Below are 11,620 nucleotides of genomic sequence, written 5' to 3'. Positions count from 1 at the left end.
GTCAGCTCCCCGTCGAACGCGCCAGGGACGCCACGGTGCGCAGCAGCACGCACACGTCCTGCCAGGGCGACCAGTGGTCGATGTAGTAGTTGTCGTACCGGGCCCGGTCCTCGATGGAGGTGTCGCCGCGCAGGCCCTCCACCTGGGCCAGGCCCGTGATGCCGGCGGGCATGCGGTGGCGGGCCCAGTAGCCGGGGTGGGACTGGCCGAACTGGGCGACGAAGTAGGGCCGTTCGGGGCGCGGGCCGACCAGGCTCATGTCGCCGCGCACCACGTTCCACAGGTTCAGCAGCTCGTCCAGCGACGTCAGTCGCATGAAGTGGCCGGTGCGGCCGATGCGCTCGTCGTCGGCGACGCTCCAGCGGGTGGCGGCCTCGTGGGCGTCGGCGGGGCGCAGCGTACGGAACTTGCACAGGGTGAAGGGGCGCCCGTCGCGGCCCACGCGCTCCTGGCGGAAGACCACGCCGGGCCCGTCGCCGGCGCGCAGCAGCAGCGCGCACACCACCAGCACCGGTGAGGCCAGCAGCAGGGCGGGCACCGCCACGCACAGGTCCAGGACCCGCTTGACGGCGAACCCCGGGCGGCGCACCCCGGCCGCCTGCACCCGGCGCACCGGGAACCCGGCGAGCTCCTCGCCCCGCACCGCCCGCCCGGCCACGCCCGGGGCGCGGGTGTCGACGTACCACAGGGCGCAGCCCCAGCTCTCCAGCTGGCGCAGCAGCAGGGTGGGGTCGGCGGCGTCGGCGTCGGTGAACAGCACGTCGCGGACGCCGTTCTGGATGACCGCGCGCTGCACCTCCTCGATGGTGCGCAGCACCGGCACCCCGACCGGTTCGGGCACCGGCTGGAACTGCGGCACCACCACCCCGACCGGGCGGATCCCGCCGCTCGGGCGGCGTCCGAGCGCCGCGGTCAGCCGCAGCGCGCCCGCCGGGCCCACCACGAGGGCGGGGCGGGGCGCGCGGGCGGCGCGCCACCGGCGCAGCGCGTACGCGGCGGAGCGCCCGGCCGTGCTCGCCCCCGTCTGTACGGCGCAGGAGGCGGCCAGCACCGGCAGCGCGAGCGCGGGACCCGGGAGCACGGCCGCCAGCACGCACCACGCCACGGCCGCCCGGAACGCGAGCGCGGGCACCTCCTCCAGGGCGCCGCGCGCGGCGGCGAGGGCGCCCGGCCGGTACAGCCCGGCGTGCCCGTGCAGGACAAGCACGCCCAGGACCAGCGCGGCGGTGGCCGTCCGCGCCTGCTCCGCGCCGCCCGCCGCCGCCCCGAGCAGGACCGCGCAGCCGTCCACGGCCATCAGGGCGGTGTCCGTACGCGGCCGCGGCGCGCGCCGCACCGGCAGCGGCGGCGGCACGGGCGTCCGGCCGGGCGCCGCCACCGTCGAGACGGATCCCGCCGCGGCCGCGCCGCCCCGGCGCGGACCCGCCGGGGAAGGAACGCCCCCTTTGGGGGAGGGAACGGTGTTGTCCGCAGTCACTTGAAGGTGGGTTCCCTGCACTCGGAGCGCCGGGCGCCGGTCAGTTCGCGGTAGAGGTCCGCGATCGCTTCCGCCGTCCGGCGCACATCGTGGGTGGTGGTCACGTGCTGGTGGCCCTGGTGGCCCAGGGTGTCGCGCAGCGGCGCGTCGCGGAGCAGAGCGCCGACGGCCCGGGCCAGCGCCCGCGGGCTGTCCGGCGGGACGAGGCAGAGCGGGGCGTGCCCGGGCGGCAGGCTCTGGGACGAGCCGCCCACATCAGTAACGACGACGGGTTTCTGGCAGGCCATCGCCTCCAGGGGTGCCAGTGCCATGCCCTCCCAGCGCGAGGGCAGCACCACGACGTCGGCGGCCCGGTACCAGCCGGTGGGGTCCTCGACCGCCCCGGCGAACAGGACGGACGCGGGCGCCGCCGCGCGCAGGGCCGCCTCGTCGGGGCCCTCGCCCACCAGGGCGAGGCGGGCGGCGGGCAGTTCGCCCGACAGCTCCCGCCAGGCCTCCAGCAGCACGTCCTGGCCCTTCTGCCGGCACAGCCGCCCCACGCACACCACCAGGGGCGCGTGCGCGTCCACGTCCCGCAGGGCGGCCAGCGGGGCGCGTACGTCCTCGCCGGGCGCGGGCGGGCGGTGGCGGGTGAGGTCGACGCCGTTGGGGACGACCACCGAGGGCCCGCGCACCCCGGCCCGCTCGCCGGTGTGCAGTTCGCCCTCGCTGACGCACACCAGGCGCGCGGTCCAGCGCACCGCCGCCCGCTCCCAGGCGCGCGAGGCGAGCGCGAGGGGGCCGGTGACGGCCTCGAACGACCAGGCGTGCGGCTGGAAGACGGTCGGCACCCGGCCGCGCACCGCGAGCCGCGCCGCCACCCCGGCCTTGGCACTGTGCGCGTGCACGACGTCGGGCCGGAGCCGGCGGACGAGGCGCGCGGCCCGTACGGTCTCGCCGCGCAGGCCGGGCCCGGGGGAGCGGGTCGCCTCCCAGGTGTACGTGTCGGCGCCGAGCCGGGCCGCCTCCGCGCCCAGGCGCCCGCCCGGACAGGCCACCGACACCCGCATCCCGCCCCGCAGCTGATGGCGCACCAGGTCGGCGACGACCCGGGCCACCCCGCCGTCGACGGGCTGCACCAGGTGCAGGACGTGCGGGACGTGCGGGGGGCGCGGGGAATGCGGGAGGTGCGGCGCGGGCCGGGTTTCCGGTCCGGTGTCGGGGAATTGCGGCTGCACGCGAGGTCACTCCGCCCATGGGAAGGTATTCGTATAAGCGGCCCGCCGAACGGGTGTCTATCCCCCGGGTCGGCCACTCAATTCCGCATTGCTGAGCCGGATGGCCGAGCCTCCGGCGCACTGCTGTTTCACGTGGGCAATGGGTGGGCAGCAACTGTAGCCGCATTTGCCGCCGGGGATCGTCATGAATGTGTTTCGGAGTGTCCCATCGGGTGATCATCCGTATCCCGTCGTCAACCGTCTCGTTGAGGGAAGTGCCTCATCTTTGCCCTGAAAGGAAAAAGTGATGAAGCGAATTGTCAAGTCCGTGGCGATGGCGGGCACGAGTGCCGCCGTCGTGGCTCTCGGCGCCGGTGTCTCGTCCGCCGACAGCCACGCGTCGGGTCAGGCGCACAACTCCCCGGGCGTCCTGTCCGGCAACCTGATCCAGGTGCCGGTGCACGTGCCGGTGAACTTCTGCGGCAACACCGTCAACGTGATCGCGCTGCTGAACCCCGCCTTCGGCAACGAGTGCAAGAACGACTGAGTTCACCCAGTCGGGCCACAACTCGGGGCCTTTGACCTGCGTTGACAGACAGGCCGGGCGACAACGCCCGGCCACCGTCCCCCATCAAGAGGAGCGCTTCTTCATGTCGCGTACCGCCAAGGCTCTCGCCCTCTCCGCCGCTGCCGCCGCGGCCGTCGCCGGCGGTGCCGGTGTCGCCGCCGCCGACGCCCACGCGGGAGGCGTGGCGACCAACTCCCCGGGCGTCCTGTCCGGCAACCTCCTCCAGGTGCCGGTGCACGTGCCGATCAACCTCTGCGGCAACAGCATCGACATCATCGGGCTGCTGAACCCGGCGTTCGGCATCGAGTGCAAGAACGACTGACGCACCCTCGCGTCGCCTCAGCACGGCCGGGCCGTGTGCGGACCGCCCTCCCCCGCGGGGAAAGGGCGGTTTCGCCGTTTTCGGGGACCTGGCCCCAGGGGTGGGGGCTCGGTGGCTACAGGATGCTGATACGAGGATCCTTCCGGTAAGGGCGCCACTGCGGCCCCTTCGTACGAGTGGTCCGGCAACGTTTTCCGGATTGCTGGGTTTCCCTCGGGCCGGGGGGTCGTTAGCCAAGGGGAAGCGCGTGCCACTTCCCCATGGTGCAAAGGCGTACACGCCATCGGTAAACCGCGACGAAATGTCGCCACCGGAAGGACATGATGATGAAGTCGATGAAGGTCGCCGCGGTCGTAGCCGGTTCGCTGGCGGTGGTGGGGTCCGCGGGCTCGGCGTTCGCGGCCGGCGGCATGGGCGGCAGCCCGGTCCCCACCAGCCTCAACGGCGGTGTGGAGACGCTGGCGAACGAGGCCCTGACCAACCCCGCGCCGCCGACGGTCGTCCAGACCGACGCCCTCGACCCGCAGAGCAAGGACTCCCTGTTCCACACGGTCTCCCAGGCCACGGGCAGCGCGAACAAGACCAATGGCATCGGCCCGGGGGCCCTTCTCGGCGGCCTTCCGATCCCCCACTGACGAAAGCGGAAAGCGGCGCATTTCCCTCGCGAGAACACGAGGCGGTATTTCGCCGTATTGGGGGCGAATTGCGGAATTTCGGTGGCGGGAATCCTGGGAGCGCGGACGGTCCCGGTGCCCGGGGGTGGGGACCCGGACGGGGCCGAAGGCGCGGGGCCGGGCCGGAAGGGGCGGCGGCCGGGCGTCCGGGCCGGAGCGCGGCGCAATCCGATTCGCCCTAACGAGTGGCCTTTGTTCCTGGTGTCTCCCTCATGTCGCTAGAGTCCCGGCATGACCTCAGCTACCAGTGCCGCAAGCCCTGCCAGGACCGCCCAGTTGGGCACGCTCTCCCTGCTCGCGTGGAGTGGCCCGCACTTCGAGGAGGACCGCGACGTGGCCTTTCTCCTGGTGTACCCGCTCGGTGACGGCGAGGGCGGTGCCGAGGGCGCCGAGGCGGCCGTCCGGGAACTGCTTGAGGAGATCGGCATGCCGGCCGGGACCGTCCACGACGCCGCCCAGGGGGCGCGGCTGCCGCTGACGCTCCTGCTGGAGGGCGGCCAGGTGACCCTGACGCTGCCTCAGCTTCGCGTCCAGTGCGTCACGCCCCCCGAATGGATGGAGGCCGCCAGGGCCGAGGGCGCCGCGCACTTCATCTTCACCACCCGCGCCTGGCCCGAGGCGGTGCCGGGCACCCGGCTCACCGAGGAGGCGATGCGGGCCTTCGTCGGTGACGAGCGGACGCTCACCGGTGCGGGGCACTGTGTTCTGCCGGTCAGCCGCCTGCGCGGGTAGTCGCCGGCCGGCCCCCGGGGCAGGGGAGCGTACGGAAACGGCGTGTGCCGCGGACGGGAGGTCCGCGGCACACGCCGTTCTCATGTGCCGACCGGCCGGGAGCTAGAGCAGCCACCCCAGCACACCGAGGAGACCCTCGTGGTGCCGGTAGTCGTTACGGCCGTCGTGGTCGTAACGACCGTCGTGGTCGTAACGGCCGTGGTGGTCGTCGCGGCCCTCGTGGCCGTAGCTGCCACCGTTGTCGTAGCGGCCGTGGTCCCGGTGGTCCTTGTCGTTGCAGTGGTCGCCGTACCCGCACGAGAGTGCCGCCGATGCCGGGGTACGGGCCGTCTGGGGCGCTGCCTGGGCGGCGCCTGCGACCGGGAGGATCGCCACGGCGGACAGGGCGGCGACTACAGCTATCTGACGAAACGTCATTTTCGGTGCTCCTGAGGTGGTGAACACGGACACCTAGGACGCTAATCCGATCATGAGCACTTGTCGCGCTGAGCGAGCGCGCGGCTACTGCAAGTGAGTGTCGGGGGCTGTCGGACCGTCAGCCGGCCACCGGCCGGGCCGCTCGGACGCGAGGCCGCCGGGTGCCGGGCTGTCAGGTGCCGGGCCGTCAGAAGGGGCCGCAGCTGTCAGAAGGGGCCTCGCCGGGCACGCGTCCGGGCCGCGCGCCATCCGGGGGAGGGGGGGGCTCGTCGCCCGCCGCGACCGGGTAAAAGACCAAGGCCCCGGAAGTGTGATGACTTCCGGGACCCCGGCAGGCGTTCATTCTCCTCTGCCCTACCCGCTCCAACGACCGGCCGCCCCGGACGTCACGGCCGATCACCGGATCCGACGCCAATTGATCAATCTCGACCGGAACGGTTTCCGGCCGGTCTCGTTGTCCCGAATGCCCCCTTGTGAACGATCAGCCCCGGCCCGTACGCACCTGGTCGGCCCCCGGGCAGAACGGAGACCCTGTGATCACCGAAGACCCGGTACCGAGGCGCCGCGCCGGCCTGTTCCGGCCCCGCCGCCCGTACGGGACCGCCCCCGCCTCCAGCCGCCGCAACGTGCTGCGCGGACTGTTCACCCTGACGGTCGTCGGCTTCACCGGCGGCACCCTCGCCCGGATCGACGCCGCCGAGCGCAGCGGAGCCGGCCCGGCCGATCCGGCCGACCTGTGGACCGGCACCGACGACAAGGGGGCCCAGGACAGTGGTCTGCCCGCCGCCTTCGACGAGAACTACCGGGGCCGGCGCATCCAGGGCCGCACCGTCCTCGCCGACATGCACGCGCAGACGACCGCCGCGGCGACCGGCCGCCTGCCCGAGCGCCCGCCCGGCACCCTCGCGGTGCTCCCGCACGCCGGTCCGGGCGGCACCAGCGCCGCCGGGGCGGGGTTCGAGGCGCTCATCGACGGCCGCCGGCTGCATCTGATGCGCCGCGCGGACGGCACGTACATCAGCGCCATGGACCACTACACCTCGTACGCCACGCCGCTGGAGGCCGTCCGCGCGGCCGTCGACGCCCTGGGGCCCGCCCGCCTGGCCGAGATCCCGCTCCACGGCAAGTGACCCCGCACCCGACAGGCCAGGTGAGACAACCCGCATGGTGTACATCCGCAAGAACCAGAAGAACCTCACGAAGGCCGAGAAGCGGGCCTTCGTCAACGCCGTCCTGGAGCTCAAGCGCCGGGGCCGGTACGACCGGTTCGTGCGCACGCACATCGAGTACTTCGTCGGCGACGGGGACGAGGGCCTGCGCGTCGCCCACATGGCGCCGTCCTTCCTGCCCTGGCACCGCCGCTTCCTGCTGGACTTCGAGAACGAACTGCGCAAGGTCAACCCGAAGGTGACGGTCCCGTACTGGGACTGGACGCGCGACAACTCGCCCTCGTCGTCGCTGTGGGCCGAGGACTTCATGGGCGGCACCGGGCGCGGTGAGGACCTCCAGGTGACGACCGGGCCCTTCGCCCACCGGCACGGCAACTGGACGATCGAGACCGCGGTGACCGAGGACCCCTTCCTCACCCGCGACCTCGCCAACGCCCACGGGCGCGGCGGCCGGATGGACCTGCCGCCGCGCGAGGACCTCAACCGGGCGCTCGCCGACTCCGTCTACGACGTCGCGCCGTGGAACTCGCTCAGCCCCACCGGTTTCCGCAACAAGATGGAGGGCTGGACGGACGGCAAGCGCACCGACACCATGCGCACCCACAACCGGGTCCACCGCTGGATCGGCGGCACCATGATCGGCGGCGGGGCCGTCAACGACCCGGTGTTCTGGCTCCACCACGCCTTCGTCGACCTCATCTGGTCCCGCTGGCAGGCCCGCCACCCCAAGTCGGGCTACCGGCCCGCCCGGCCGCCGGGCCGCGACGACCCCCAGCGCGGGCGGGTGGCCGCCCTCAACGAGCGGATGCCCCCGTGGCACACCACCCCGGCGGCGCTCCTGGACCACAGCAAGATCTACAAGTACGCCGACTGAGGCAGGAGCTACAAGTACGCCGACTGAGGCTCGGGCGGCGCCCGCCGCGCGCGGTGGACACACGGACGGCCCCCGGGAGAACCCGGGGGCCGTCCGCTCATGGGCCGAGCCGTCGAGGACGGCCCGGCTCAGTGCCCGTAGCTGCCGCCGTGGTGGTCGCCGTGGTGGCCGCTCTGGTTCTCGCAGTGGTTGCCGAACACCGGGTTCAGCAGGCCGATCACGTTGATGGTGTTGCCGCACAGGTTGACCGGCACGTGGATCGGGACCTGGAGCAGGTTGCCGGACAGCACACCCGGGGAGTTCGACGCTTCGCCGTGCGCCCCCGCGTCGGCCGTGGCCATGCCGGCACCGCTCAGCGCCACCGCGCCCGTTCCGGCGAGGACGGCGACGGTCTTCGCGATACGAGACATCAAGTTCTCCTTGTTTGTTCCAACGCTTCAGGGCTCCCGAGGGCCGTCGGCCACCGCAAAGCCGCAGTTGTCATGGCTAAACGCGCCCGGCGTGCAGAAGTAACGGAGGTTTACTGCGTCTGCTGATGCCGGGCCACGCGCCGGCCCAGCGCCACCACGGCTCCACCGGTGATCAGCAGGGTGCCGCCGGCCGCCCCGAGGAAGAGCGGAAGCCGGTCACTGCCGGTGTGCGCCATCTGCGGAGGCGTGGTGGGGGGCGGCGTGCCGGGCCGCGGGGGCGTGTCCTGGTGCGGCGGCTGTCCCTGCTGCTGGGGCGTGTCCTGCTCCGGGGGCCCGCCGTGCTGCGGCGGCCTGTCGTCACCCGTGGGGGTGTAGTGGCCGGGAGGCGGGGTGTGGACGGGGGAGGGGTGCGTGGGCGGGGTGGGGGCGGGCTTGGGGTGGTGCGGGGGGTGATGCGGCGGGTGATGCGGGTGGGGGTGGGAGGGGCGCGGGCGGGGGGTGTCGCCGCCGTGCTCCTGCCCCTGCTGCTCCTCGCCGTAGTCGCCTCGGTGGGGGGTGCCGGGGCCGGTGCTGGGGTGGTGGCCGGTGCTGTGCCCGTGGTCGGGTGTCTGCCCGTGTCCGTGGTCGTATCCGTGCCCGTGGTCGTGGTCGTGGTCGTGGTCGTGACCGGGGCGGCCGTATGCGTCGTGGTTGTCGCGGTCGCCGCGGTGCCCGCCGTCGTCACGGCCCTGGTGGGACTGATGGCTCTGGTGGGCGTGGTGGCCGTAACCGCCGCTCTCACGGTCGTCGCGGTCGTCGCGGGGACCCGAGGCGGAGTCAACGGTGGTGTCGCCCGTACGGTCGCCCTGCCGCGCGGCCGACGGGGCCGCCGTGCCCTGCTGTGCCGAGGCGCGCTCCCCGGCCGGATCGCCTGGGGCGGCGGCCGCGCTGTAGGCCGTACCCAGGGTCGTGACCAGGCCCGCCACCACGGCGGCCCGGGCGACGGAACCAGAGATGTTGTGCATGCCGGACAAACCCTTCGACAGGAATGCGGAGAGAAGACCAGATCGTCATAGGAATACTCCGGGCATCACCGGAAGGGCCGTATCCGTGGGCGTGTCCGTACCGGATGGGCGTGCGGCAACCCGTCTAGCGCAAGTCGGATGATCTGTTCGGGTGTGCGGGGTGTGCGGGACGCACGGGATGTGCCGGGTTCACGGGGTCAGCGCGTCGCGCGGCTCTCCTCGGCCGTGAAGGCGCAGCGCTGGGCCCGTACGCGGTTGTCGAAGTTGGAGTGCCCCAGCTCGGGCACCCCCACGGCCCGCAGGGCGAGCGGGCGGCTCAGCAGTTCGCGCAGCAGGGCCTTGATCTCGACGCGGGCCAGATGGGCGCCGAGGCAGTAGTGCGGGCCGCCGCCCCCGTACCCGAGGTGCGGGTTGGGCTTGCGGGTGATGTCGAAGACGTCCGGGCGGTCGAAGACGGCCTCGTCGCGGTTGGCGGAGGCGTACAGCAGCATCACCCGGTCGCCGGGGACGAACGCCTGCCCGCCCAGGACGTGAGGGCGCGTCACATGGCGGCGGAACTGGATGATGGGGGTGGAGAAGCGGACGATCTCCTCCACGGCCCCGTCCGCGTAGCGCTCGAAGTCGCCGGTGAGCAGTTCGCGCTGCTCGGGGTGGTCGGTGAGCAGGGCGAGCGCGTGGGCGATGGCGTTACGGGTGGTCTCCACGCCCGCGACCATGAGCAGCGAGAAGAACGAGCCCAGCTGACGGGTGCTCAGGCCCTGTCCGTCCACGTCGGCGGCGACCAGGGCGGAGATGAGGTCCCCGGTGGGCCGTCGGCGCCGCTCGCGGCCGAGTGCCGCGACGGTCAGCTGCATCCGGGCCAGCGCCCGCAGCCCGCGCCCGGGCACCCGGACACGGGCCCGCAGCGTACGGGCGACACCGGCGTTCTCGGAGGCCCGGTCGACCTGGCGGGCGATCTCGACGCGGCCCGGCTCGGGCACGCCGAGCATGTCGCAGATGACCTCGAAGGCCATGCGCGAGGCGGCGGCCGAGACGAACTCGTCGGCCCCGGTGGCCACCAGGTCGTCGACGATACGGGCGGCGAGCTCGCGGATGCCGTGCTCGGCGTCGGCCAGGACGCGAGGGGTGAAGGCGCGCGAGACGACCCGGCGCAACTGGGCGTGGCGCGGCCCGTCCAGGTTGACCATGGAGTCCCCGAACACCGCGCGTACCCAGCGGGGCGGCTCGGGCGCGGTGGCCCCGGGGGCGCTGGCGAACACCTCGGCCTGCCGGCTGGCCCCGACGACGTCGGCGTGGCGCACCAGGGCGTAGAACCCGCGCTCGGGCCGCCCACGGCCGGCGGCCCGCTCGACGAAGTAGGCGGGCCGCTCCAACTGCCTCAGCCGGGCGAAGGCTTCCAGGCGGTGCTCGCGGGGGAGCGCCCAGAACGCGGGGTCCGCGAGATCGCACCCGGCCCCGCCCTTACGGTCCGCGCTGTCCCTGTCAACGGACAATGTCCCACCCGCCATGAAAGTCGCACAAAAGGAAAGTCCGCCCTCGGGAGGAATTCCCGGGGGCGGAGGAAGGCAGGGGCGCGTCTCGTCACACACTGCCCGGGTCCGGTCAGCTCGTCAGCTCGTCAGCTCGCGCCCGGCTTCGACGGCGTCGCTGCCGGCCTTGACCGCCTTCTTGGCGGCGTTCACCCGCTTGTCCAGATTGCGCCCGACCACCCCTTCGGTCACCGGCTTCACCTGCCGCCCGGCGGCGCTGGCCGTGAGCGCGGCACCGCTGATGGTCCGGCCGATGTCGAGCGCCTGAGCGGAAGGCGCCATTGCGGCCACCAACGCCGACCCTGCGATCGCGGTACTGAGAACTCGACTGACATTCATGTCCGTATCAACGCGATAACCGGGAAGAGGGCACGCCCGCGGCGGGGAAGAAGGCACGCCCGCGGGACGGCCGCCCAATTCCCGGGCCTTTACGCGCGGGTGGGATCCGCGTCGGTTTGCGCGGGGCTGCCGACAGTGATCTCCAGACCCGTGGGCGTCACCCGGACGGATACGGAGGTGAGGTCCTCGATCGTGAGGTCCGCGTCGAGTTCGTGGGCCGGGTGGGTCCTGGTCAGGGCGATCGTCGTCATTCCGGCCGCCCGGCCCGAGGCCAGGCCGGCGGGGGCGTCCTCGACGACCACGCAGCGGGCCGGGTCGACGCCCAGGCGTTCGGCCGCCAGGAGGAACGGCTCGGGGTGGGGCTTGTGGTGGGTGATGTCGTCGACCGTGACCAGGTGGCGGGGGTGGATGCCGACCCCGCCGAGGCGGGCCTCGGCCACCCGGCGCGTGCCGGACGTCACCACCGCCCAGCGGTCCGGGGGGAGCTGGGCGAGGAGGGCGGGCGCGCCGGGGACGGGCTCGACGCCGCCCGCCAGCGCGTCGGCGACCTCCGCGTCCTGCAGACGGGCCACGGCCCGTGCGACCTGATCGGCCGGAAGCAGCTCGGCCACGATCGCGGCGGCCGGGCGGCCGTGCACCTCGACGCGGGCGACGTCCTGGAGCGTCATGCCGTACGAGGCGGCCCAGCCGGTCCACGCCCGTACGACCGAACGCATGCTGGAGACGAGGGTCTCGTCGCTGTCGAAGAGGAGGGCGTCGGCCGAGAGATGCATGATCGGTGAGCCTAGCCGGGGCGGTGGGGCGGTGGGGCGGGACGGCTCCGGGGCCGTCCCGCTGTCCCGCTGTCCCGCTGTCCCGCCGTGCGCCGGGTGCCGTGTGCCGGCCAGTGGCGTGTGCAGCCCGTTGCCG

Annotated in this window: 14 protein-coding genes; 6 read left to right on the top strand and 8 right to left on the bottom strand. The window is 73.4% G+C overall.

The annotated features are described in order from the left end of the window. Position 1: 1 nt before the first annotated feature. Both ABZ404_RS21560 and ABZ404_RS21555 read right to left on the bottom strand, forming a co-directional pair. Positions 2 to 1,477 (bottom strand): sugar transferase, encoded by a 1,476-nt coding sequence (locus ABZ404_RS21560; RefSeq protein ID WP_358990684.1) that lies wholly within the window; start codon positions 1,475 to 1,477, stop codon positions 2 to 4. Beyond that, positions 1,474 to 2,604 carry a glycosyltransferase family 4 protein gene (locus tag ABZ404_RS21555; RefSeq protein ID WP_358837594.1) on the bottom strand — a complete coding sequence of 377 codons (1,131 nt, stop codon included), beginning with the start codon at positions 2,602 to 2,604 and terminating at the stop codon, positions 1,474 to 1,476. The genes ABZ404_RS21560 and ABZ404_RS21555 overlap by 4 nt, the downstream gene beginning before the upstream one ends. A 376-nt stretch (positions 2,605 to 2,980) precedes the next feature. On the opposite strand from ABZ404_RS21555, the gene ABZ404_RS21550 reads away from it, so the two are divergent. The 4 genes from ABZ404_RS21550 to ABZ404_RS21535 all read left to right on the top strand — a co-directional run bounded on the left by ABZ404_RS21550 (position 2,981) and on the right by ABZ404_RS21535 (position 4,969). Next, a complete protein-coding gene (locus ABZ404_RS21550) occupies positions 2,981 to 3,220 on the top strand; it encodes a chaplin (RefSeq protein WP_358837590.1) in 240 nt (79 codons plus the stop codon). A gap of 103 nt (positions 3,221 to 3,323) precedes the next feature. Further along, positions 3,324 to 3,563, top strand: a complete 240-nt coding sequence (locus ABZ404_RS21545; RefSeq protein ID WP_358837591.1) for a chaplin — start codon at positions 3,324 to 3,326, stop codon at positions 3,561 to 3,563. A gap of 320 nt (positions 3,564 to 3,883) precedes the next feature. Next, on the top strand, positions 3,884 to 4,198 hold the full coding sequence (locus ABZ404_RS21540) for a hypothetical protein (RefSeq protein WP_358837592.1): 315 nt from the start codon (positions 3,884 to 3,886) through the stop codon (positions 4,196 to 4,198). A gap of 270 nt (positions 4,199 to 4,468) precedes the next feature. Then, positions 4,469 to 4,969 carry a DUF5949 family protein gene (locus ABZ404_RS21535; protein WP_358837593.1) on the top strand — a complete coding sequence of 167 codons (501 nt, stop codon included), beginning with the start codon at positions 4,469 to 4,471 and terminating at the stop codon, positions 4,967 to 4,969. Between the two features lie 102 nt (positions 4,970 to 5,071). Here the strand turns inward: ABZ404_RS21535 and ABZ404_RS21530 are convergent, their stop codons facing one another. Continuing rightward, entirely contained in the window at positions 5,072 to 5,386 is a 315-nt protein-coding gene (locus ABZ404_RS21530; protein ID WP_358834330.1) for a hypothetical protein, read from the bottom strand. Between the two features lie 533 nt (positions 5,387 to 5,919). On the opposite strand from ABZ404_RS21530, the gene ABZ404_RS21525 reads away from it, so the two are divergent. Both ABZ404_RS21525 and ABZ404_RS21520 read left to right on the top strand, forming a co-directional pair. Next, positions 5,920 to 6,516, top strand: coding sequence for a tyrosinase family oxidase copper chaperone (locus ABZ404_RS21525; RefSeq protein WP_358834329.1), 597 nt, complete (start codon positions 5,920 to 5,922; stop codon positions 6,514 to 6,516). Positions 6,517 to 6,550: 34 nt separating this feature from the next. After that, positions 6,551 to 7,429 carry a tyrosinase family protein gene (locus ABZ404_RS21520; RefSeq protein WP_358834328.1) on the top strand — a complete coding sequence of 293 codons (879 nt, stop codon included), beginning with the start codon at positions 6,551 to 6,553 and terminating at the stop codon, positions 7,427 to 7,429. A 128-nt stretch (positions 7,430 to 7,557) separates the two neighbouring features. On the opposite strand, the gene ABZ404_RS21515 is transcribed toward ABZ404_RS21520, so the two are convergent. From ABZ404_RS21515 to ABZ404_RS21495, 5 genes are all read right to left on the bottom strand, one after another. Then, positions 7,558 to 7,839, bottom strand: coding sequence for a chaplin (locus ABZ404_RS21515; protein ID WP_358834327.1), 282 nt, complete (start codon positions 7,837 to 7,839; stop codon positions 7,558 to 7,560). A gap of 110 nt (positions 7,840 to 7,949) precedes the next feature. Further along, positions 7,950 to 8,843, bottom strand: coding sequence for a hypothetical protein (locus tag ABZ404_RS21510; protein ID WP_358834326.1), 894 nt, complete (start codon positions 8,841 to 8,843; stop codon positions 7,950 to 7,952). 197 nt (positions 8,844 to 9,040) lie between these two features. Continuing rightward, positions 9,041 to 10,336 carry a cytochrome P450 gene (locus ABZ404_RS21505; protein WP_358834325.1) on the bottom strand — a complete coding sequence of 432 codons (1,296 nt, stop codon included), beginning with the start codon at positions 10,334 to 10,336 and terminating at the stop codon, positions 9,041 to 9,043. A 117-nt stretch (positions 10,337 to 10,453) separates the two neighbouring features. Beyond that, on the bottom strand, positions 10,454 to 10,654 hold the full coding sequence (locus tag ABZ404_RS21500) for a hypothetical protein (protein WP_358834324.1): 201 nt from the start codon (positions 10,652 to 10,654) through the stop codon (positions 10,454 to 10,456). Positions 10,655 to 10,800: 146 nt separating this feature from the next. Further along, positions 10,801 to 11,484: an HAD-IA family hydrolase gene (locus ABZ404_RS21495; protein ID WP_358834323.1), complete on the bottom strand. Its 684-nt coding sequence runs from the start codon at positions 11,482 to 11,484 to the stop codon at positions 10,801 to 10,803. Positions 11,485 to 11,620: the final 136 nt, after the last annotated feature.

The organism is Streptomyces sp. NPDC005878, assembly GCF_040629815.1.
Taxonomy (GTDB): domain Bacteria; phylum Actinomycetota; class Actinomycetes; order Streptomycetales; family Streptomycetaceae; genus Streptomyces.
This window is presented reverse-complemented; position numbering and strand designations above follow the sequence as displayed.